Below are 22,476 nucleotides of genomic sequence, written 5' to 3'. Positions count from 1 at the left end.
ATTCGGAGCAGTGTTGCTCACAAAACTTAGGTTTACGCTTCCGATGCAAGTTTTGTTCGATGCCTATTCGGAGCAGTGTTGCTCACAAAACTTAGGTCTATGCTTCCGATGCAAGTTTTGTTCGATGCCTATTCGGAGCAGTGTTGCTCACAAAACTTTGAGGAGGGAATACCATGCCCTATATTCGCAATGGGTGGAGCAGCGTCAAAAGACAGTTCCCCTCCGTCATCATTCTGTTCCTATATCAACTGCTGTGGGGAGTATTTCTATATCGGCTGGTCAATACGGCCGTGGTGCAGGTGCTGCACCGCTACCCTGACCCTCCCCCCCACGATCTAAGCCGGATTCTGTTTGTCATCGAGGGGCAGAATAGATTTTGGCAAATTCCCGAGGTTCATCATTACTTATGGATAGTCATCGGCATGGTTTTGCTTCGCCTGCTGCTCACTCCACTTGTTCAAGCGGGAATCTTGTATGGACTGCTTCCTGGGGAGGAACGGGCGCCTGGCCTCCCGCTTTTCCGGGGCATGCAGAAATTTTGGAAACCTGTGACGCTGTTCTACTTCATAGAGCTAATGTTGATTCTAATCCCGATGCTGTGGCTCTTGCCCAAAGCTTACGCATCCCTGTCTCCCATTCTCCAGGGAAACGGCAGCCACATCTCAGCTGCCCTCATCGCTATGCTTTATGCTGTCGGCTGGCTCTGCTATAGCTGGTTCATCCGCCAGACGGTGCTGTTCCTGCAATTCGGCTACTTATTTAGAGGCAATGCCTGGCCGTCCCTGCTCCTTTGCTGGAAGCATCTTCTTCCCGGACTTGGCATCTCCTTTATTCTCGCAGCCACTTGCTCTATCATATTTATCTTATTCGGTACAGTATCCTGGATCTGGACGGGTCTGCTGGCCCTTATTTTGCAGCAAGCATACCCATTCTTCCGCAGTTTTTTCAAAATATGGAAAATATCCTCGCTATATTGTCTATGGCAACAAAAAAGTTAAAATTTCTTCATCTTCTTTCCTCCTTAGAGCCACAAGGCCTCCGCGCAATCGCGGGGGCCTTATTCTATGCTTGCTATATAATTCTCGCAATTTAACCATTGCCAAATGATCCCTGCCTTGTTACAATAACAACAGTACTTTTTAAGTAACAGATTTGTAATCATTTCTGTCATAATTCACAAAGATGCAGACAGCATTGTCGAATAAGTTACAAAGGGTGTTAAAATCACAGCCGAATTCCCGTCACCGGGGAAACGGGGGAACCACTTTGGGTGAATTGATCTCGCTTCAGAGGGATCATAGGGGACCTTCAAACCGAATCCTTAAGCTAACCTCGTAGGCATTGGAAGGAGCATAACTTCTTTGAAGAAAAAGTTGGCTGTAGCTGCTGTAAGTTTGTCCATCCTGTTCACCTTAGGGGCTGGCAGCGCTTTCGCAGACTCTAAACTGGATTCAACCATCGAGTCCGCACTGGGCACGAAATATGTATCTGGCGGTACGAGCACCGACGGCTTTGATTGTTCCGGATTTACCTCTTACGTTTTCAAGAGCCTTGATATCAAGCTTCCTCGCACATCAGCATCCCAATACAACATGGGAACAGCTGTCAAGAAGGATGAGCTGAAGGCTGGAGATCTCGTATTCTTCAACACTTCCGGTAATGGAATATCCCACGTTGGTGTTATGGTTGATGGCGAGAGCTTCGCTCACGCTTCAACGAAGAAAGGCGTAATCATCAGCAAATTAAGCGAAGATTATTATGTCAAACGTTATGTCGGTGCCAAACGCATCCTGAGTACAGACAAGTACGAAGAGGTTGCAGTGGATAGCCACGATCATGACGATGTAGAATAATACGTCCAGAAAACCTGTAACGGTTCTTGCCGAACCCACCTACAGGTTTTTTTTATTCCTAAATGGCACAGGATAACTTTACCAACATACTGCAGCAGAGCCTTTCTTGCAAAAGATGGCCGTTTTTGTTAGAATAACCAAAGTGATAAGTTACAATCTTGTCATTATTGTTGCAAGTCGTTTCGTTTCGGGTGCATACAACTTGATAAGCCGAATTCCCGGCACCCGGGAAACGGGGGAACCATTTATGGGTGAATTGATCTCGCTACATAAGAGATGATAGGGAACCTTCAACCGAATCCTTAAGCTAACCTCGCAGGCCTTGGAAGGAGCACAACATCTTGAGAAAGACTTTGACAGCAGCGGCGACGAGCTTGGCTATTCTTCTTACGATGGGGACAGCAAGCGCATACGCCGACTCGGACACGACATTGAACAAGGCGGTTAATGCCGTCTACGGAACACCTTACAAGCTCGGAGGAACGACCGCAAAAGGTTTTGATTGCTCCGGATTTACAAGCTACGTCTTTAAGAAAATGGGTGTTAAACTAGCCCGCGTCTCGGCGGCGCAGTACAAACAGGGTACGCCTGTTGCAAAGGATCAGCTCCAGGAAGGAGATCTCGTATTCTTTAATACCACCGGCAAAGGAGTATCTCACGTCGGTATTTATATCGGCGATGGAAAGTTCGCTCATGCCTCTTCTTCTAAAGGAATCCGCACTGACAAATTAAGCAACAGCTACTACAAGAAACGTTACGTCGGAGCGAAACGGATCCTCAGCAAATACGGCTATGCTACCCACGCCGCTCAATCCTAATCACTCAACCTCATTTATGTCTACTGCTTTTACTTCACCGCCGCGACAATTCCTGCCAGAATTGTGGCGGCATTTTGTTTGGAATTCCATCGGTCTACCTTAATAACGAAGAGCTAGGGAAAAAGGTTGCAGTCATCCGCGCCATAGGTACTATTTTTTTGACGCCTTGCTAAACCGTTTACACTATAAATGGATGACCCTTCCTCATAATTCCCTTGACCATCAAAAATCTCTTGGCTAGAGCCTTTACAATAAAATAAAATCCCGTTACAGTGGTGGTAAAACGTTCGCGCCGGCGAAGTTCCATGGCACGGCATTTCCCATTTGTACAAGGAGGCGCAAGATGGATAAACGAGATATTCAGTTTCAGATCGTTCCTATGGAAGAGCATCATGGGGAAGCAATCAGTACTTGGCGCTACGATTCTCCCTATGATATCTATAGCTGGCTGCCTTGGGAACAAATGAAGGCTCTTGATGTTGAATTCGGCAATCCGGTCTTACGGGCCGAGCAGTATGTATCCGTTCTGGACGAGGAAGGAAATTTGGCTGGATTCGCCCAGTATTTTCCCATGGAGAATGTCACCAGACTCGGAATCGGAATGCGGCCCGATTTATGCGGCCAAGGTTTGGGTAAGTCGTTTGTATTAACGATCGTTAAAGAGGCGCAGCGGCGCGCACCGTCCAACGTCATCGATCTTGAAGTGCTCACCTGGAATACGCGGGCCATCCGCGCTTATCAGAAATCGGGGTTTGTTATTACCGATCTGTACGAGAAAATGACCCCAGGAGCAATATCCAAGCCGTATTATTGTATGGTATATCGGGGTGAGCGTTTATAGCATGGTCTGCCAAAGCGTCTGAGGACGCCTTTAAGGCGGTTCAGGCATAGATATGCCCATCTTACACTTCCCTTCCGAAAGACGCCGTATGGCTTGATTCTGGCGCGCTGTGAGGATGCTCATAATATATTGTGAATTTTGAACGATTATACGTGGAATTCGTTGCTTTTTTTGTCACAAATGCTATGATCAAAGGGCGTGTTCCGTTATAATAATAAGGTAGCTTACATAGGAGGGACGATTAAATGCAAAAGTGGGTTATGAGCGGGCTATTCTTTGTCGCGTGTGCACTAGCCCTGGTGCTTATTTTTACTTTGCCCGGCAAAGATCAGGTAGCACAAGAAAATAAGACGCAAATGCCTGAAGTCACGTTAAACGCAGAGCAAGCGGAAGCCGTCATCAAAGCAAACTGCATCAGCTGTCACGGGGATCAACTGGAAGGCTTGGCTGGGCCGAATTTGCAGCATATTGGGGCCACCTTGTCAACCGAGCAGCTTTATAAGATTATTTCGAAGGGTAAAGGCTCTATGATGCCTGGCTTCAAAGATAAGCTGCAGGATGAGGAAATTGCGAACGTCGCGCTCTGGCTTGCAGAGAAGAAATAATGAGCATGATACAAATACGCCCACTAGGAAACGAAGCGTTCCCGGTGGGCGTGTCTCGTATTTAATCCATGACCATCACAGCTATAAGCTTTTTTCGGGTGAATTCATTTTATCGTATGCTTCATTGTATTGCTCGGCTTCCTTAATATCTATGGCCGTGATTCCACCTGCTTCCCATGATGTCAAACGAAGCGTAACCGTTTTGTAATCAATCGTAATAAAAGGATGGTGGTTAAAGGCCTCTGAGATCGCCGCGACCTCGTCCACAAAGGCTATGCCCTTCATATACTCGGAGAAGGTAAATTTGCGAACGATCCAGCGTCCCTCCTCCAGCTCCCATCCCTCCAACTTTTCCAAATGCGCCTCAACTTCTTGTGGTGTAAACGGCATGTTTTTTTCCTCCCTGTTCTTTTTCAAGAACTTCCAAAACTATGTAGTACTTCCTGTACCTTTAATGCACACGGCTTTATTAGGTAGTTATTAATTTTACTTTTGGATTATTGTTATTCTTCCCAGGCCATATTCATGCCTAAACCAGGAGATGATTGGCTGTTCCTAACTTCATATTTTACCACGCCCCAAGGCGCATGCAAAATCATTTCATTCCGCTAAACCAGCTTCACCGATGTCAGTTCCTCTTCGCCGATCAATATGTTAATGCGATGTGCCTCCGGGTCATAAATAACAACCGCGCTGCCCACAGTGATCACCGGCTCGGAGCCAAGTCCGAAGAACAAATCCTCAGCCAGCGCCTCCAGCACCTCATGCTTCTCTTCCTTGGACAGACCCTCCCATTCTGCAGGCTCCATCTCAAAAAAAACATAGCAATCCGGAATACGGCCAACTGCCTCCGTAAATTCCGCCAAAATATATTCATATTCCCTTCCGTGCTTTACTCCCACGGGCGATTCGCTCCCTTCACGATCTCCTAAATAAGCCATTGTCTTATTATAAACGAAATTACCACTTAAAAAAAAAAGGATTTCTGTCGATAAAAAAGATAACCGTTTATTTTATAGGATGGTTTCTGTCTTTTCGCAAGGATGCTTAAGGACGAAAGCACGGTTTCAATTTATCTCAAGGACGAGGTGTATAATGGAAATTTCATCACTCATCGGTATTATTCTCGGTTTAGTCGCCGTAGTTCTGGGGATGTTCCTTAAAGGAGCTCCAATCGTCAACTTGGTTAACAACCCGGCGGCGTACATCATTATCTTGGTAGGAACCGCAGCGAGCCTGTTCATAGGCTTCCCTTCCTCGGAATTGAAGAAGATTCCAAAGTTGTTCAAGAAATTATTCGTCAAGCAAAAAATGATCAGCAAGGCAGAGCTCATCTCGCTCTTTATGGAATGGGCTACCGTTACCCGGCGCGAGGGGCTCCTGGCGCTCGAATCCAAGGTCGAGGAAATTGACGATGATTTCCTGCGCAACGGTATGCGCATGATCATTGACGGCAATGACCAGGAGTTTGTCAGCGATGTACTTGCGGAAGATATTGCAGCGACCGAAGAACGGCATCGGGCAGGTGCGCTCATCTTCTCCCAAGCCGGAATGTATGCTCCGACCCTCGGGGTACTAGGGGCCGTTATCGGGCTGATCGCTGCCCTTGCAGATATGTCCGATATGGATTCATTAGCCCATGCGATCGCAGCCGCCTTCGTAGCGACCCTGCTCGGTATATTTACCGGTTATGTGCTATGGCACCCTATTGCGAATAAGCTGAAGCGCCTTTCGAAGCAGGAAATCGAAATCCGCCTGATGATGGTGGAAGGACTGTTGTCCATTCAATCTGGTGTCTCAACGATTGCCATCCAACAAAAGCTGGCTGTATTTCTGACTCCATCGGAGCGCGCCGGTCTATTAGACAAGGTAGGTGAATCCGGTGAGCAAAAAGACTAGGCATGAGCCTCACGAGGAGCATGCTGACGAATCCTGGCTAATTCCTTATGCTGACCTGATGACGCTCCTGCTGGCTCTATTTATTGTCCTCTACGGCATGAGCTCTACGGATGCCAAGAAATTCGAGGAAATGAGCCAAGCGTTCAGCAGCGTCCTTACCGGCGGAATTGGCGTGCTTGATCAGAACGCCTTCGAAAGCAACACCAAAACGAATCCGATAGCTAAAGACTCATCCGAAGGCTTGATGAAGAAAAATGAGCTCATGCGCAAAGAGCAAGCGAACCTGGAGGCGCTCAAGAAGCGTCTGGACAATTACATTAAAGAAAACGGACTCACGACACAGCTTGATACGCAGCTCAATCATTCACGCCTTATGATTACGATTAGCGACAACGCCTTGTTCGCGTCCGGCGACGCTGAAGTGAAGCCGGAAGCCCGGAAACTCGCCAAAGCCATTTCCACGATGCTGGAGCAGTTCCCGGACTACGAGGTCGTTGTATCTGGACATACAGACAACATTCCGATTTCGACGAGCGAGTTCCCGTCGAACTGGGACTTGAGCTCAGGCCGCGCCCTGAATTTCATGAAAATTCTGCTGCTTAACGATAAGCTCAATCCGAAAATGTTCAGCTCGACCGGTCAAGGGGAATATCACCCTGTCGCCTCGAACAAAACAAGCGAAGGACGTGCCAAGAACCGCCGAGTTGAAGTATCGATTATCCGGAAATACCAAGAAGAATCGAAAACAGGCATTCCGGCGATTAACAAATAACCGCTTGCCAAGCTGATGAACACTCAGGCCCTGTTAGAGGCCTGGGTGTTTTGTTATGAACAGCTCCTTATTTCAATTCATAATTTAGCGCAGCCCCGAGCTCCTGCTTCTCTTGCGACGTCAAATCACGCCATGTCCCGACCTGCTGGTTCCCCAAATGAATATTCATAATCCGAATGCGCTGCAGCTTCCGCACTTCATAACCGAGCGCACTACACATCCGGCGGATTTGACGGTTCTTCCCCTCAGTCAGAATAATCCGGAATACCCGTTCCGTCATTCGGGTGATTTCGCACGGCCTGGTCTTCGTGCCGAGAATCCGCACCCCTTCGCTCATTGCTTTCAGGAAAGACGGGGTAATGGCTTTATTTACTGTAACGATATACTCCTTCTCATGCCGCCCCTCAGAGCGCAAGATTCTATTCACAATATCCCCATCACTGGTCAGCAATATTAATCCTTCAGAGTCTTTATCAAGACGCCCAATGGGAAATATCCGCTCCTCATGCCCTACGAAGTCCACAATATTCCCTTGGATATGCTGCTCCGTCGTACTCGTGATCCCGACGGGTTTATTGAGGGCAATATACACATGCTTCGATGACTTCAGCGTCAGCGGCTTCCCGTTAATCCTTACGTCGTCTCCCTTCTCGGCCTGGCTGCCAAGCTCAGCGGGCTTCCCGTTAATCGTAACTTGACCGGACTCTACCAGCTTGTCTGCTTCCCGCCGGGAACAATATCCCGTCTCACTAATGAACTTGTTGATTCTCACCTTCGTTGTCACCCCGTATGCGATCTCTGATCTCTTGCTAGAACTTCATGTCTCAATAACCCTGAAAATACTATGCATCCTGTGAAAGCCCTTCCTTACCGAGCCTTCGCGGCAAAGTAATCGTGACGACTGTTCCTTTGCCGACCTCGCTCTCGATATGAAAACAGCCCTTATGGGATTCGATGATTCTCTGGCTGATCATCAGACCAAGCCCCGTTCCCTTCTCCTTATTCGTATAGAAAGGCTCTCCAAGCTTCTGCATCCGTTCTTTAGGGATGCCTTCGCCTTCGTCTATTACTCGAATGACAGCGAGATCCGGCTCATCGGAATAGAGCATTAACGTAATTTTTCCTCCGGACGGCATGGCTTCCATGGCATTTTTCAGAACATTGATGAACACCTGCTTTAATTGGTTCTCTTCACAGTGTACCAGAATCGCCTCCGACGAGAAATGAACACTAAATTCAACGTTATGTAAGTGAGCCTCACTATCCAGCAAGGAAACGACGTCACCGAGAGTATAGCGCACATCCTTGGTTTGATAGTTTACGGCCTGCGGCTTGGCTAAAATCAAAAACTCACTTACGATCAGATTGATTCGATCCAGCTCGGACAGCATAATGTCCGTATGGAGCGGGTTGATCGTTTTGGAATGCTGCTGCATCTGCAGGAAGCCCCGAAGCGTTGTTAGCGGATTACGGATCTCATGAGCTACGCCGGCGGCTAATTGCCCTACCGTGGTCAGCTTCTCTGACCTCCGCAGCAGTTCCTCCATCCGGTTATGCTCTGTCATGTCTCTGGAGATGCAAATATAAGCCGATATCCTTCCGAACTTGTCGAAGATCGGAGACTCGCTGATACTGACCTCCACGAGACTCCCATCTTTGCGTTTGCGTACGGTTTCGGACAGAATAACGGATCTGCCCCGTTCCAGCTCCCGCTGCCACTCTTTCCTATCCTGCTCTAAAAATGGCGGAATATAATCCAGCTTCCGATCTACGATCTCCTCGCTCTTCCAGCCGTACAAACATTCAAAAGCCGGGTTAACCCGCAGGATTCTTCCCTCCAGATCAATCAAGTGTATCGCATCAGCAGTCTGGCTAATTATGGACTCCAGGTATTCATTCATGGAGCGGATTTCTTCATTTTTCTGCTCCAGCTCTGCTGTATAATGGCCAAGACTAACCGCCATAGTATTGATTTTCTGACCGAGCAATCCAAGCTCATCCCGGCGATTTACCCGCATCCTCGTCTCAAATTTTCCCGATGAGAGCTGGTTGACCTTAATCAGAATATCCTGAATCGGCCGAATAATTTCACCCGCCAGAATATAACTTGCAAAAATGACGATTTGCAACAGCACTAGGGAAATCGTAACCTGGCTGAACATCTGCTTGGAAATCACCGATGAGATAGGCTCATAGCTGGACACGATCCGGATAACGTACGGCCCTTTATTTACAGGCGAAATGGGGACAAAACTCTCCAGCACCCTTTCCCCGTTGATCGTGGTGTCATAAAGAAGGCTCTCCCCCTTGCGGATGATCTCCCTGATCGCCGTTTGGTCCATCCTGTCATTTACATAGCTATAAGTCCCAAATAACAGCTTGTCGCCGCCTTGGAAGGTCTCGGGATCCATGCCCGTTATCTCAAGCAGGTGCTCGTTAGAACGTAAAGTCTCCTGAGTAATTCGTTCTGGACTAGTCATCTGAAGCATGCCTTCCGCCATGACGCGACTGATATTCCCCTGATTGTGCCTCTTTATGTACTCATTGACGGAGCGACTCTGTTCGACAGCCAGCGCGATCTGGCGGGCGGTAACCATCATGTTGGCCTCGCTCAAATTCCTTAAGTTATCCCGGGTTGAGAAGTAACTTAAAGCAATATTTAAAGAAAGCAGAATTAATGCGAAAAACGACATGATCAGAGACAGCTTTGTTTTTATTGACAAACTTCCCCCCACCCTTTTGAACCGTTTGGTGATTTTTGGAATTAATCTATTTCTATCATCATAACTGTAACGACATGTTTTGCAAAGACGTTGATATTCCCACTCTCTTTCCCTACAATAAGTAAAAATACCTATAAATCAGCCTAAATTGACTGGGCTCAAAAAGTTATGCACATGTTATGAACATATCAACAGATATAAAGTCCTTGTTGTGTATAATAGTGGGGATAAATCGGCGGTTATGCACAGACTTACCCACAACATGTTAACAACGAATATTTGTTCGTTGGACAGGTCTTTTTTCTCATTATTTTGAAGGAGTTGACCGTTTCCCATGGATTCATCTTATCCTGTTACCCCGCCTGCCTCTACTTATTCCGATGAACACTGGATGCAGGAAGCGATTAAAGAGGCGCGCAAGGCCGAAGCGATTGGGGAAGTCCCCATTGGCGCTGTGATCGTGCTTGGCGATGAAATTGTCGGAAGGGGACACAACCTGCGCGAAAGTATCCGTGATGGCACGGCACATGCCGAAATGATCGCCATCCGGGAAGCGAGCCAGACTTTGGACGCTTGGCGCCTGCTGCATTGCCGGCTTTATGTGACCTTAGAGCCCTGTCCGATGTGTTCGGGGGCGATCGTGCAATGCCGTATTCCCCGCGTCATTTACGGGGCTGCTGACCCCAAGGCGGGATGCGCAGGAACGCTTATGAATTTGCTCCAGGAGCCCCGTTTTAATCACCGTACCGAAGTGACCTCGGGGATATTGCGGGAGGAATGCGCTTCTTTGCTTACGGAGTTTTTTCGGCGGTTGCGCAGGAAGTAACCCCATCCATAATGAAAAAGAAGGGCGCCTCACGGTCTATGCAGACCGTGGAGACGCCCTCTTTGTTGTGCATGTTCGAACTGTTTTGCTTATTTGGCTCTTAGTAACCTAGCGCATCCATTTCCTGCAGGAATTCATCCATTGTCATGACATCCGTAGGGATACCGATGCTGAATGTCGGCTTTTGGTTAATGCTCGTAAATTGGCTCTTCATTTGCAAGGCCAACTGGATTTTTTCCTTCGTATCCGGATCACTGAATGCCACATCCATGTTCATCTCTTGATAAGAAGGATAGTTGTCCTTATCGATGGCCGTGTTCATATTGAACTGGTTAATTGTCAGGTAGCGCTGCATTTCGTCCAGAGTTGTCTGGAGTTCGTTTTGATCCATTTCTTCGAGGCCCTTCTTCGCTTCCTCGATATCCTCCGGCGTTAACTGCATCATGGCGCGGTATTCATCCTTAGCGATAATATCCAGTACCTTCGGCAGCGCCTCTTGCAGCAGAATGCTGATTGCTTCCTTGGCCGTATCATTCGTTACGTAGAATTGAACGACCTGCTTAGCCTTAAAGCCTTCTGGAAGTTCAATGTCTTTCGGGTCAATATCCTTGATAAATTTCTCATTGTCATACTCAGATAGAATTACATTCGCAATTTCGGCCACAAATTTTTGCGTTTTTTCGGTGTCGAGCAAATCCGGGTCGAACTCTTCCCCGCTGTACTCCGCCAATTCCTTCAGATCAAGCTCAAGGAATTTGCCAACGGCTTTCTCCGGCAGAGGGAGGAATGGAATGCTTGGTATTTTAACATAAATCTTGTCCTTGGTCGTTACGAATTGCAACGTAATTGTTGTTGAGAAATCGCCTGTCAGCTTCACTTCCAGCGAAGCTTCCGACTGCATCGGCTCTTTCTGGTACACCTGAGTTAAGTTAATCTCAGCGTCCTTCAGCATAGAAAAAACTACACCCATCTCGGGAGACGATTCCCCCTCGAGCTTAAGGTCGGTAATTTTGATCTGGCTCTCAGAGACATAGGAATCCATGTTGAGCGCAGTTACTGCCGCGCTTTTCAGCGCTTCTTTCGGCTCCTTCTTTGCGCCGCACCCGGTTAGAACCAGCGTCACAGACATAAGTAAAATAAGGACCGACATAAAAAACTTTCTTGACATACTAATTTCTCTCCCCTTCAAAGATGACAATACATAATATTTTTGCTAAACCACTTGCTATATTAACCATAATTGCGAAGGATTGAAACATAAATTATGAATAATTCTAATGAATCGCCTTTTTCTTAAAACGTCCACCCTTCACATCATGGATATTCCCCACTGCCAGAAAAGCATTTTCGTCAAAATGGTTCACGATATCCTTAAGCTTGGCTTCCTCTAATCGGGTAATGACGCAAAATATCACCTTCTTTGGATCGCCCGAAAAACCGCCTTCTCCTGATAGGTAGGTTACTCCCCGTCCTAAACGACTCAAAATCGCTTCGCCAATCTCATCAATCTGATCGCTAATGATCCACACTGATTTGGATTCGTTTAAACCATCCACAACGATATCTATAGTCTTAAAAGCAATATAATACGCCAGGAGCGAGAATAGTGCCCTCTCCCAAGTAAATACGAAGCCTGCTGAGAGCAAAATGAAAAAGTTCATGAACATGATGACTTCCCCGACCGAAAACGGCGTCTTGCGTGACACCAGGATCGCGACGATCTCCGTGCCATCGAGAGATCCTCCAAAGCGAATAACCAAGCCCGTCCCGAGTCCAAGCAAAATGCCGCCAAACACGAATGCCAGCAAAGTATCCTTTACAAAAGGTTCCACCGGATGCAGCACCGCCGTGCCTACCGACATGACCGCAATCCCAATCAAGGTGGAAATCGCGAAGGTTTTGCCGATCTGCTTGTATCCAATAATCAGAAAAGGCAGGTTGAACAGAAACAAGAACATACCTAAAGGGACACCCGACAAATAGAAAGACATAATGGAAATGCCCGTAATACCGCCGTCTGTAATTTTATTCGGAACCAGAAACAATTCCAGGGCCACCGATACAATCAATGCGCCGATTACAATAAAAAAGGCTCTGAGCATAATGCTGCCAATTGAACGCTGCTTATGCTTACGAATAGATTGAGGTGAAATGGAGACCGGAGGAATAGAACCTGCATTGTCAAATTCCAATACGCATCACTATCCTTTCACTTTGACTACGAAAAGCTTCTCTTCTATTATGACATTATTTGAACCACATGTCCTGTAATTATTGCAAATTAGAAATAAACCCCTCAGCCAGAGGCTGAGGGGTCGAGAGGAGCGGATCGTGGTCTTTCCGATTGGATTCAGTTTCAGACCAGATTCAGAATTCAATTTGACCTCGATTCAATGGTTGGTGATCGGTTATGCTGTCATGCGATTACAGCCGTTTACCGTATAATTCGTTCTTTTAGAACTCGCTAACGTTTGACCTTTGCTCCTCTTCGTCCTGGTATAACAGCGTTGCGCAACAGGAATTAACTACATATTGCTTAACTGCCCTGAGGATTGTTATGACTAACGTGATTCCGGTTCTTGACCTTTTTTGAACCCGCTAACGGCTCAGGTCCCCCGTTTCCTCGCTCTCGGCCCTGATTGGTGTCGGGCTGGGTTCCCGATGTGGTATAGGACTTTGGTTTACTCATGTACGCTGCATCCCCCTTTGCTTATCGAGTTTGGTTGGTTTCATTTACCCTTAAGGTGTGGGGAACCCGATCTATTTATGCATGGTGATCCTTGGATGGCTTCTCGGGGTAGATTCCTTGGAATGGACCCTTGGGGTGGCATTTCTAGGCCCAGTACCTGCGTGGCGAAGTGGCGGCTCGACGAAAGGGCAACCTTTCGTAGTAGTTTGTAATGTCGTGCCCCTTCTCCTTCGCTCCCTGCGTGCGATCCGAGCCACGGGGCTTGCCTTCCCGCACCATCATATCAAACGGCCTACCGAGGTATTGCAGAGAAGACATAGCCTTACTAAGCGGTAATTCTCTTACGACCATCAGCCCCTTGACTCTAGGTTAATACTTTCTAATATCAGCAAAAAACCGCCTCCCCAGCGGGAAGCGGCATAATCACTATTTCTAAGTTATCGCTAACGAAGCCGACGCTCCGACGAACCTTCGCGAGTTCTCAATAAATCTGGCGGAGAGGGTGGGATTCGAACCCACGTGGGCTTGCACCCTAACGGTTTTCAAGACCGCCCCGTTATGACCGCTTCGGTACCTCTCCAAAAGGTGAATCTGATTAGCGTAACAAATCAGATTCTACCATAGAGTTTATTCGCATGCAAGTTATTTTTTGCTGGTAATGTATTCAATATTACCCATGTATGGACGCAGAACTTCCGGTACTTCAACACGGCCGTCTTCCGTCTGGTAATTCTCCAGAATAGCGGCAACTGTGCGTCCTACGGCGAGTCCAGAACCGTTCAAGGTATGCACGAATTCTGGTTTGGCTTTAGCCTCCGGACGGAAACGGATATTCGCACGGCGAGCCTGGAATTCCTCTACGTTAGAGCAGGACGAAATTTCGCGGTAAGCGCCCGCCTCCGGTAGCCACACTTCGAGATCGTATGTTTTGGCGGCTGTAAAACCTAGATCCCCCGTACAGAGTGCCAGCACGCGGTATGGAAGCTTCAACAGCTGCAGAACGCGTTCTGCGTTAGCTGTCATTTTCTCCAGTTCTTCATACGAGTGATCCGGATGAACAATCTTGATCATCTCCACCTTGTTGAACTGATGCTGGCGAATCAGACCGCGAGTATCGCGGCCAGCCGCACCCGCCTCCGACCGGAAGCAAGAGCTGTATGCCACATAATTCCGGGGAAGATCCTCTATGCCCAGTATTTCATCGCGATGGAAGTTCGTTACGGGCACCTCTGCTGTCGGAATCAAATAGTAACCATCCTCAGTCAGCTTAAACAGGTCCTCCTCGAACTTCGGAAGCTGACCCGTACCGTACAGGCTGTCGCGGTTGACGATATATGGCGGCAGCATTTCTTCGTAACCGTGCTCATTACTGTGCAAATCCATCATGAAGTTGATCAGCGCACGCTCAAGACGAGCCCCCAGCCCTTTATAAAAGGTAAATCTCGAACCAGCTACCTTCGCTCCTGCCTCGAAATCCAAAATCCCGAGATCCGTGGCGATATCCCAATGCGCCTTTGGCGTGAAATCGAACTGCCGGGGCTCGCTCCAACGGCGAACCTCCACATTCTCTTCCTCGGAGCCGCCAACTGGAACATCTGCATGAGGAATGTTAGGAATGGAGAGCATCAGCTCATCGATCTGTGCTTCAAGAGCCCGGACTTCGTCATCCAGCTCCTTAATACGGTCACCCACCTCACGCATTTCGATGATCAGCTCGTCCGCATTTTCCTTATTTTTCTTGCGCTTGGCGACTTCGGCCGATACCATGTTACGACGGTTCTTCAGCGATTCGCTCTCCTGCAGCAATTCGCGGCGTTTGCCGTCCAGCGGGGCGAAGCCCGATATAAGCTCCAGCGACTTACCTCTGTCCTTAAGCGCCTTCTCGACGCGTTCGAAATCATTTCGCATTATTTTTACATCTAACATGGGTTGTCCCTCCTAGAATCGTCCCCCGGACCGCCTCGCTCGGCTCGCATGCTTCAATGGAGCAAGACAGGCCGTCATGGGATCACCAGAGAACTCGGGTGTCCTCCGTTAAAACAAACAAACCTTAACCCTTGGGAAAGAGTCAAGGTGTCTGATCAGCCCTTTACTTGGCAGCCGTTTTGTTAGCCTGAATCATTTCTGTAAAATATTTATGCAGCGAGGCATCGTCCGTCAGCTCCGGATGAAATGATGATACCAGCAAATGCCCCTGACGTGCCGTTACGATTTCATCGTTATAAGTCGCCAGCACTTCGACGCTTTCGCCAACCTCCGTGATTAACGGCGCACGTATAAAGACTGCGCGAAGCGGCTCCTCAAGACCTTTGACCTCCAGGTCAGTCTCAAAGCTCTCCCGCTGACGCCCAAACGCATTACGCGATACGCTGATGTCCATCACACCCAGATGAGGCTCTTCGCCGCCTTCGATCTTCTTCGCCATTACTATCAAGCCAGCGCAGGTGCCAAAAAGAGGCTTGCCCTCGCTGGAAAATTGCTGAATAGCTTCGATGAAGCCATACTTTCTCATGAGCTTGCCGATGGTTGTGCTCTCCCCGCCGGGGATGATCAAACCATCGATATCCAGGAGCTGCTCGGGCTGCTTCACAGCAACGCCCTCAGCTCCCGTGCTCTCAATGCTTCTTATATGCTCCGCAACAGCGCCTTGCAGCGCCAGTACTCCCACCTTCATGGAGAAACCTTCTTTCTATCTGACTCAAAAAAGGGATTGCTCTGCCAATTACCAGCCGCGATCCGACATGCGCTCGGCCGGGGACAATTTGGAAATTTCGATGCCTTTCATCGGCGTGCCCAGGTTCTTGGACACTTCAGCAATCAATTTATAATCGGTATAGTGCGTTGTAGCTTCAACGATCGCACGAGCGAATTTCTCAGGGTTTTCGGATTTAAAAATACCTGAGCCTACGAATACACCGTCAGCGCCAAGATGCATCATCAACGCCGCATCAGCCGGAGTGGCTACACCGCCAGCTGCGAAGTTCACGACAGGAAGCTTTCCGTTCTCATGAACTTCAAGCAATAGCTCATAAGATACGCCCAAGTTCTTAGCCTCTGCATACAACTCATCCTTGGACATATTCTGTACGGAACGGATTTGGCTGTTAATCAGGCGCATATGGCGAACAGCTTCGACAATGTTGCCTGTTCCCGGCTCACCTTTCGTACGGATCATGGATGCGCCCTCGCTGATGCGGCGCAGCGCTTCGCCGAGATCCTTCGCTCCGCAAACAAATGGAACGGTGAACTCACGTTTGTCAATGTGGAACACCTCGTCTGCCGGCGTCAGCACTTCACTCTCGTCCAAATAGTCTACCCCGAGAGATTCCAAAACTTTCGCTTCTACGTAATGCCCGATCCGTGCTTTGGCCATAACCGGAATAGAAACGACTTTCATGACTTCTTCAATAATCGTAGGATCAGCCATACGGGCTACGCCGCCAGCCGCACGAATATCAGAAGGAACGCGCTCCAATGCCATGACAGCCGTTGCTCCAGCCGCTTCGGCGATCTTCGCTTGCTCCGCATTCATGACGTCCATAATGACGCCGCCTTTTTGCATTTCGGCCATACCTCTTTTTACACGTGATGTTCCTGTTTCCATGTCCACGCCTCCCGATTTTAATCTAAATATATCCCCATGTTAGGAGGCCAAGGCGCAAGACCTTGTCCCCATAAACATTACTTCTGTCTCAATATCGCAAGCGATAATCTAACTTGATATTTTACAATATTTACGCCAAATATACAACCCGTTTACTCGGGATTTATGTTTCACTTACTAGAAAAGATTTTTGATTCCGTTAAACAGATCCTTGAAAAAATCCCCGATCGCACGCAGAAACAGCTTGAACCAGTTCGCCTTATCCGCATCCTGGGCGGTAATTAGCTTCACTGTCTTCTCTACAGGCTCATCAGAGCCCGGAACTTTGTAGGAGTACGTCACAGTCCCCACTTCTGTTCCTTGCTTCAGAGGCGCCACCAAAGCCGTCTCCTCATTCAGAGACACCGTTGCTTGCAGGCTGCTCATATCCGCACCCTTAGGCACAACGAAGCTTACGCCTTGATCCGTAACGACAGGAACATCCACATTCTTCGCTTTCTTAACGGTAACCGTCTCGGCTCCTTCTACCGTCGTCTTAGGGGCAACGACCTGCTTAATTTCAAAATTGTTGAACCCGTAATCCATCACTTTGCGCGTTTCAACGAAACGTACATCCTCGGCCTTCATCGTCTTTGTAGCCTGCGTTCCCATAACGACACTGATCAGCCGCATTCCGTTCCGCTCGGCCGTGCCGGTAAAGCAGCTGCCTGCTCTGGAGGTATGCCCGGTCTTCAAACCGTCCATCCCCTCATAGGCAAATTGTCTGAAGTTGGTTACATTCTTGTTCGCTTCGAGCATGTAGTTCCAGTTCACCATCGGCTTCTTGTCGCGAGGGCGGAACGTATATTCTTGAATCGTTGTAAATTCAGTAAAATCTGGATGGTCAGTCACGATGTATTTAGCAAGAATTGCTGCATCCATAGCCGACATTACCGTTTCCTTGTCATTTGCCGGCTGAAACTCCTTAGGCATATCTCCAATATCCAAACCTGTAGAGTTTGCAAAATAAGTGTTGGTCATTCCCATGCGCTGGGCTTCGTCATTCATCATCTTAACGAATGCTTGCTCAGAACCGGCGACATGCTCTGCCAGCGCTACAGTTGCATCGTTCGCCGATCCCACCGCCATGGCAATGTATAATTCCCGGATTGTATGCTGGTCGCCTTGCGCCAGGAAAATCCGTGAACCAATCGTCTTCGATGCGTTCTCCCGTACGGTTACTACGTCGTCCCAGCTAAACTTCCCTTGCTTGACTAAGTCTGCAACAATGTATTCCGTCATCATTTTGGTCATACTTGCCGGAGGCAGCGGTGTATCTCCATTCACATTTAATAGAACTTGGCCGGATACCGGCTCCATTAATATCGCAGATTTAACATTAAGTTCAAGAGATTCCACGGATGGAATGCTAGAGCTGATTTGCTCTACTACAGGTTTGGTAGACGTCGTCGCTTCGGTTTGCTGACCTTCAGCAAGAACCATCGCCGGCACCGTAGATAGACATAACATATTCAGTAAAAGAACAGAGGCGACGCTTTTACGAAGGATTTGCCGTTTCGATGTTCTAGGTTTCTTTTCTTTCAATTTCACTGCACTTAAAGCTCCCCTCATACTCGTTCGATGTTCGATTGCTTTATCTATTCTATCACAGCGCAATACGCAAAAAAAGACAGGCCGGGCAGAATTCGCCCAGCCTGTGTTGGAAAATAGTGGTGTGGTGATTATTTTTACAAGGAATAGTTCGGTGCTTCCTTCGTAATTTGCACGTCGTGCGGATGACTTTCGCGAAGGCCTGCTCCCGTAATACGGATGAATTTCGTATCGTTACGAAGCTCATCCAAGGTAGCTGTTCCGCAATATCCCATTCCTGAACGTAAACCGCCTAACAGTTGATGAACCGTGTCGGACAATGGCCCTTTGTAAGCGACGCGCCCTTCAATGCCTTCCGGTACCAGCTTCTTGTCGTCATCCTGGAAGTAGCGATCCTTACTGCCTTGCTTCATTGCTCCAAGGGAGCCCATCCCTCTATACACTTTGAATCGGCGGCCTTGATAAATCTCCGATTCACCAGGGCTTTCTTCCGTACCGGCAAGCAAGCTTCCCAGCATAACTGCATGTGCTCCGGCAGCAATGGCCTTCGTGATCTCTCCGGAATATTTAATGCCTCCGTCGGCGATGATCGGAATGCCATATTCGCGAGCAACCGATGCGCAGTCGTATACGGCGGTAATTTGTGGAACACCGATCCCGGCGATGACACGTGTCGTACAAATCGAACCTGGTCCGATACCTACCTTGACGACAGAAGCGCCTGCCTCGATCAAATCGCGGGTTGCTTCGCCAGTCGCTACGTTGCCGGCGATAATTGTAAGTTCCGGATACCGTTTGCGAAGCTCACGTACTGTGTCCAAAATGTTAATATGATGCCCGTGCGCGGAATCAACCGTAATAACGTCAACGCCTGCCTTAACCAAAGCCTCCGCCCGTACAAAGGAATCGGAGGATACGCCGATAGCCGCTCCGACAAGCAGTCTGCCTTGCTCATCTTTTGCCGCGTTCGGGAATTGGATCGCCTTCTCGATATCCTTGATTGTGATCAAGCCTTTAAGCGTATTGGATTCATCCACCAGCGGCAGCTTCTCGATTTTATGCTGCTGCAGGATAACTTCGGCCTCTTGAAGGGTCGTGCCCACAGGAGCTGTGACCAGATTCTCGTGCGTCATGACTTCGCTAATCTTGATGTTATAATCATGCACAAACCGCAGATCCCGGTTCGTCAAAATTCCGACTAACTTCTGCTCCTCGTTTACGATAGGTACACCGGAGATCCGGTACTTGCCCATCAACTCCTCGGCATCCGATACCAACCGATCCGGCGTAAGGGAGAATGGGTTTGTGATAACGCCGCTTTCCGAGCGCTTAACCCGATCTACTTCCTCAGCCTGCTGCTCTACTGGCATATTCTTATGAATGATGCCGATGCCGCCTTCCCGGGCAATGGCAATCGCCATAGCCGCCTCCGTTACTGTATCCATTCCGGCGCTGATGAGCGGCATGTTCAGCTTAACCTTATCGCTCAGCTTCGTAGACAAATTTACCTCTTTCGGAAGGACCTCCGATTTACGAGGGACGAGCAGCACGTCATCAAATGTTAAGCCCTCTTTGTCAAATTTACTTTCCCACACCTTAGTTTTTCCTCCCTTATATTCTATTCCTCGTCGACCGAATTCCCTTATATATCAAGGCCGGAAAGACACTTACGAAAATATATTATTGTACATCTTAGCAAAGGGCATATAGCCTGTCAAGGACAAGCGCCAGGAAATTACACCAGACTTTCACAGGCACACGAGTGTCCACGGGAGGGATACAATACACTGTTTTCCGGTATTCTCCGCCGATCTATTGTTCCCCTATTGCCGCTAATATCATTCCAGTTAAGAAAATCGTCCACCCTTGCATATGAAAAAGAGCACTGTCAAAGACAATGCTCTCGTACAAACCCTGCTTACCCGGCCTTTGAAATCACCTGATCGATGACGCCATATTCAATCGCTTCTTGCGCGGACATGAAGTAATCCCGATCCATATCTTTGGCTATGCGCTCCAGCGACTGGCCCGTATGCTCGGCGGCAATCGCGTTTAGTCTCTCCCGGGTACGTAGAATCCGTTTAGCGCTAATTTCGATGTCACTGGCTTGCCCTTGGACACCGCCATGCGGCTGATGAATCATTACCTCGCTATTTGGCAAGGCGAACCGTTTTCCTTTAGTGCCCGACAACAGTAGAATTGCCGCAAAAGAAGCAGCCATGCCGGCGCAAATCGTCTGAACGTCAGGTTTGATGTACTGCATTGTATCGTAAATGGCAAACCCTGCTGAAGTGGAACCGCCAGGGCTATTTATATAGAAATGGATATCCTTCTCGGGATCCTCAGCCGCAAGCAAAAGCATTTGTGCAGTTATGCTATTGGCCACCTGGTCATCAATCGCTGAACCGAGAAATACGATTCGATCCTTAAGCAGCCTGGAATAAATATCATAGGAGCGTTCTCCGCGGCTCGTTTGTTCGATGACGTACGGAATAAATGTACTCATTTAATCAACCCCTTGGATAATTAATATTTAAGACATGTACGTCCTTCTTTAGGCAGCTGCCCATACGAACATTTGCCTGGAAACCGCGGCTTTTAGATCATCCTGATGTCGAGCATTTTGCTGCCTATGCTTCTGCAGAACGGGTGGCTGCAGCTGCTCGAGCGCGGTGGATTCATTCATGAGCAGGAGCAGTGCCCGTGGATTATGCTCCCGGAATGCCTTTAAGTACGCATATACGATTTGCTCATTATGCGGGGTCGCATGTGCTGAGCCGCTTCTTTTTCCTAACCGTGAGCCTTTATCTGTTTCCATACTCTCTCGCTCCGATCTAAGCTTCGTCCGGGCGCGGTGAAGCAATGCTTTAACAGCTCCTTCGGTCGTAGAGAGCAGTTCCGCCGTTTCTGCGGCCGTGTAACGAAATACATCTATAAGCATTAACGTAATGCGCTGATTGATAGGGAGGCGGTTTACGATTGTTTCCATGGCCGTCCAGAGGGAGGCTACATCCGCCTCATCTGCCTGGAGCTCATCAGCTGCTGTCTGGTCCATCGAATACAACTCTGCACCAGTTCTATTTTTGCGACGTCCATCAATGTATATATGGTTAGCAATTTTGTATAGGTACGACTTATTGACGCTGAAGTCGCTGCCCTTTTCAAGAGAAATTCTCCAAACCTTCAGCCAAGTTTCTTGGACAAGATCTTCCGCCTCCCAGGATGTAGCGACCAGGGACCGGCAATATTGACTCAGTGCCCCCTGATAAGATTGAACCCATTCCAGAAAGCTGTCATGCCTTGTCTCCAATTGGAGGCTAGCAGTGGATCGCTGATCTGCACCCACAAGGTTAAGGTTTGGTTGCTGGTGCTGCTTTGACTGTTGATGATGCGGGTTTAATCGCTGTTGTTGCTTGAATTGTTGACGTGGCTTCAATTGTCGGGATTGTCGGCGGATATTGGATTGCTGCAGTGCCTTTGATGGCTGCATGGATCTTGCATCCTGATGCAGCTTCGGCATCGGTTGTTTCATATGTTTGACTTGTGGCACGAACTTCGTTCTCGACAAAGGTTTGTATGGGTGCACAATTACTGTGCCTTTTACGGGCCTCATATTCTCCAGCTGCTTTGGTTCTTGCAAAAGCTCCGCTTCCTGTACGGACTTCATTTGTTCTAGAGTTCTAAATGGCTGCATCGTTGTGTACTTGCTGCTCATTACGCTTTACACCTCCCTACACACTTAATCATTTTTCTATTTACTTATATAAACGACAAAAATGCATAGATCGATACGATCATAATTATAAAATATTTTCGCCATTCATTTTGATTGCCCTCTTTCGGACCCTGGTTCCGCTATTTCGCAAAAATGCTGGCTTTTCTGGACCTAACGGACACAAGGGAGCCTATTGATGGAAAATCCATGGCTTCGACGGCTATTTCCACTGAATAGCGCCTTCTGTGTCCGTTGGCTTGCCGATTTAACATAAAAACAGCAAATAGCGGATCTCTTGTCCGTAAGAACGTGTTCGACGCAATGCAAACAACACTTAGAAAAACAAAAAAGCACTGCTGATCTTTGGATCAACAGTGCTTTTTCAGTTGCTTGGCGACGTCCTACTCTCCCAGGACCCTGCGGTCCAAGTACCATCGGCGCTGGAGGGCTTAACGGTCGTGTTCGAGATGGGTACGTGTGGAACCCCTCCGCCATTGCCACCAAACGTGTTCAGATGACTTGATCACCTGAAAACTGGATA

The 22,476-nt window shown here is 48.3% G+C and carries 22 protein-coding genes, 1 tRNA gene, 1 rRNA gene and 2 riboswitches; of the genes, 8 read left to right on the top strand and 16 right to left on the bottom strand.

The features are described from left to right. Nucleotides 1–173 precede the first annotated feature (173 nt). The 5 genes from QNH46_RS00515 to QNH46_RS00495 all read left to right on the top strand — a co-directional run bounded on the left by QNH46_RS00515 (nucleotide 174) and on the right by QNH46_RS00495 (nucleotide 4,117). Nucleotides 174–998: a hypothetical protein gene (locus tag QNH46_RS00515; protein ID WP_283926476.1), complete on the top strand. Its 825-nt coding sequence runs from the start codon at nucleotides 174–176 to the stop codon at nucleotides 996–998. A 220-nt stretch (nucleotides 999–1,218) separates the two neighbouring features. Continuing rightward, nucleotides 1,219–1,356, top strand: a riboswitch (cyclic di-AMP (ydaO/yuaA leader). A 5-nt stretch (nucleotides 1,357–1,361) separates the two neighbouring features. Next, a complete protein-coding gene (locus QNH46_RS00510; protein WP_283926475.1) occupies nucleotides 1,362–1,853 on the top strand; it encodes a C40 family peptidase in 492 nt (163 codons plus the stop codon). A gap of 198 nt (nucleotides 1,854–2,051) precedes the next feature. Beyond that, nucleotides 2,052–2,190: riboswitch (cyclic di-AMP (ydaO/yuaA leader) on the top strand. 4 nt (nucleotides 2,191–2,194) lie between these two features. Continuing rightward, entirely contained in the window at nucleotides 2,195–2,671 is a 477-nt protein-coding gene (locus QNH46_RS00505) for a C40 family peptidase (protein WP_155613506.1), read from the top strand. Between the two features lie 343 nt (nucleotides 2,672–3,014). After that, nucleotides 3,015–3,512, top strand: coding sequence for a GNAT family N-acetyltransferase (locus QNH46_RS00500; protein WP_155613507.1), 498 nt, complete (start codon nucleotides 3,015–3,017; stop codon nucleotides 3,510–3,512). Nucleotides 3,513–3,757: 245 nt separating this feature from the next. Next, nucleotides 3,758–4,117 (top strand): c-type cytochrome, encoded by a 360-nt coding sequence (locus QNH46_RS00495; protein ID WP_213595495.1) that lies wholly within the window; start codon nucleotides 3,758–3,760, stop codon nucleotides 4,115–4,117. A gap of 81 nt (nucleotides 4,118–4,198) precedes the next feature. On the opposite strand, the gene QNH46_RS00490 is transcribed toward QNH46_RS00495, so the two are convergent. Next, complete coding sequence (locus QNH46_RS00490) at nucleotides 4,199–4,507, bottom strand: 4a-hydroxytetrahydrobiopterin dehydratase (protein ID WP_213595493.1); 309 nt, start codon at nucleotides 4,505–4,507, stop codon at nucleotides 4,199–4,201. Between the two features lie 218 nt (nucleotides 4,508–4,725). Continuing rightward, nucleotides 4,726–5,019: a hypothetical protein gene (locus tag QNH46_RS00485; protein WP_283926474.1), complete on the bottom strand. Its 294-nt coding sequence runs from the start codon at nucleotides 5,017–5,019 to the stop codon at nucleotides 4,726–4,728. 193 nt (nucleotides 5,020–5,212) lie between these two features. Here QNH46_RS00485 and motA point away from each other — a divergent pair, with 193 nt between their 5' ends. Further along, a complete protein-coding gene (gene motA, locus QNH46_RS00480; RefSeq protein WP_213595489.1) occupies nucleotides 5,213–6,016 on the top strand; it encodes a flagellar motor stator protein MotA in 804 nt (267 codons plus the stop codon). Beyond that, a complete protein-coding gene (motB, locus tag QNH46_RS00475; RefSeq protein ID WP_213595487.1) occupies nucleotides 6,000–6,788 on the top strand; it encodes a flagellar motor protein MotB in 789 nt (262 codons plus the stop codon). Before motA ends, motB begins: the two co-directional genes overlap by 17 nt. A gap of 67 nt (nucleotides 6,789–6,855) precedes the next feature. Here the strand turns inward: motB and QNH46_RS00470 are convergent, their stop codons facing one another. Together QNH46_RS00470 and QNH46_RS00465 are read right to left on the bottom strand one after the other, a co-directional pair. Next, the gene (locus tag QNH46_RS00470; RefSeq protein ID WP_283928305.1) at nucleotides 6,856–7,560 is read right to left on the bottom strand and encodes a pseudouridine synthase; all 705 of its coding nucleotides are present in this window, start codon (nucleotides 7,558–7,560) and stop codon (nucleotides 6,856–6,858) included. A gap of 70 nt (nucleotides 7,561–7,630) precedes the next feature. After that, nucleotides 7,631–9,511, bottom strand: coding sequence for an ATP-binding protein (locus QNH46_RS00465; protein WP_283926473.1), 1,881 nt, complete (start codon nucleotides 9,509–9,511; stop codon nucleotides 7,631–7,633). A 334-nt stretch (nucleotides 9,512–9,845) separates the two neighbouring features. On the opposite strand from QNH46_RS00465, the gene tadA reads away from it, so the two are divergent. Further along, a complete protein-coding gene (tadA, locus tag QNH46_RS00460; RefSeq protein WP_283926472.1) occupies nucleotides 9,846–10,337 on the top strand; it encodes a tRNA adenosine(34) deaminase TadA in 492 nt (163 codons plus the stop codon). A gap of 100 nt (nucleotides 10,338–10,437) precedes the next feature. Here the strand turns inward: tadA and QNH46_RS00455 are convergent, their stop codons facing one another. The 12 genes from QNH46_RS00455 to rrf all read right to left on the bottom strand — a co-directional run bounded on the left by QNH46_RS00455 (nucleotide 10,438) and on the right by rrf (nucleotide 22,440). Next, nucleotides 10,438–11,505 carry a DUF6612 family protein gene (locus tag QNH46_RS00455; RefSeq protein ID WP_283926471.1) on the bottom strand — a complete coding sequence of 356 codons (1,068 nt, stop codon included), beginning with the start codon at nucleotides 11,503–11,505 and terminating at the stop codon, nucleotides 10,438–10,440. A gap of 106 nt (nucleotides 11,506–11,611) precedes the next feature. Beyond that, nucleotides 11,612–12,439, bottom strand: a complete 828-nt coding sequence (locus QNH46_RS00450; protein ID WP_283926470.1) for a YitT family protein — start codon at nucleotides 12,437–12,439, stop codon at nucleotides 11,612–11,614. Between the two features lie 434 nt (nucleotides 12,440–12,873). Next, on the bottom strand, nucleotides 12,874–13,026 hold the full coding sequence (locus QNH46_RS00445; RefSeq protein WP_283926469.1) for a small acid-soluble spore protein P: 153 nt from the start codon (nucleotides 13,024–13,026) through the stop codon (nucleotides 12,874–12,876). Between the two features lie 491 nt (nucleotides 13,027–13,517). Beyond that, nucleotides 13,518–13,606, bottom strand: a tRNA-Ser gene (locus tag QNH46_RS00440). A 62-nt stretch (nucleotides 13,607–13,668) separates the two neighbouring features. Further along, nucleotides 13,669–14,952, bottom strand: coding sequence for a serine--tRNA ligase (gene serS, locus QNH46_RS00435; RefSeq protein ID WP_283926468.1), 1,284 nt, complete (start codon nucleotides 14,950–14,952; stop codon nucleotides 13,669–13,671). 163 nt (nucleotides 14,953–15,115) lie between these two features. After that, nucleotides 15,116–15,700, bottom strand: a complete 585-nt coding sequence (pdxT, locus tag QNH46_RS00430) for a pyridoxal 5'-phosphate synthase glutaminase subunit PdxT (protein ID WP_283926467.1) — start codon at nucleotides 15,698–15,700, stop codon at nucleotides 15,116–15,118. A gap of 48 nt (nucleotides 15,701–15,748) precedes the next feature. Further along, nucleotides 15,749–16,630: a pyridoxal 5'-phosphate synthase lyase subunit PdxS gene (gene pdxS, locus QNH46_RS00425; RefSeq protein ID WP_213595474.1), complete on the bottom strand. Its 882-nt coding sequence runs from the start codon at nucleotides 16,628–16,630 to the stop codon at nucleotides 15,749–15,751. A gap of 177 nt (nucleotides 16,631–16,807) precedes the next feature. After that, nucleotides 16,808–18,220, bottom strand: a complete 1,413-nt coding sequence (locus QNH46_RS00420) for a D-alanyl-D-alanine carboxypeptidase family protein (protein ID WP_283926466.1) — start codon at nucleotides 18,218–18,220, stop codon at nucleotides 16,808–16,810. 137 nt (nucleotides 18,221–18,357) lie between these two features. After that, on the bottom strand, nucleotides 18,358–19,815 hold the full coding sequence (guaB, locus tag QNH46_RS00415) for an IMP dehydrogenase (protein ID WP_283926465.1): 1,458 nt from the start codon (nucleotides 19,813–19,815) through the stop codon (nucleotides 18,358–18,360). 323 nt (nucleotides 19,816–20,138) lie between these two features. Continuing rightward, nucleotides 20,139–20,726, bottom strand: coding sequence for an ATP-dependent Clp endopeptidase proteolytic subunit ClpP (gene clpP / locus QNH46_RS00410; RefSeq protein ID WP_283926464.1), 588 nt, complete (start codon nucleotides 20,724–20,726; stop codon nucleotides 20,139–20,141). A 48-nt stretch (nucleotides 20,727–20,774) separates the two neighbouring features. Further along, on the bottom strand, nucleotides 20,775–21,935 hold the full coding sequence (locus QNH46_RS00405) for an RNA polymerase sigma factor (protein ID WP_283926463.1): 1,161 nt from the start codon (nucleotides 21,933–21,935) through the stop codon (nucleotides 20,775–20,777). A gap of 388 nt (nucleotides 21,936–22,323) precedes the next feature. Continuing rightward, nucleotides 22,324–22,440: ribosomal RNA gene (rrf, locus tag QNH46_RS00400) — 5S ribosomal RNA — on the bottom strand. Nucleotides 22,441–22,476 lie beyond the last annotated feature (36 nt).

The sequence above is a fragment of the Paenibacillus woosongensis genome (genome assembly GCF_030122845.1).
Classification (GTDB): domain Bacteria; phylum Bacillota; class Bacilli; order Paenibacillales; family Paenibacillaceae; genus Fontibacillus; species Fontibacillus woosongensis_A.
Note: the sequence above shows the minus strand (reverse complement) of the source record. Positions and strands in the feature narration are given on the sequence as shown.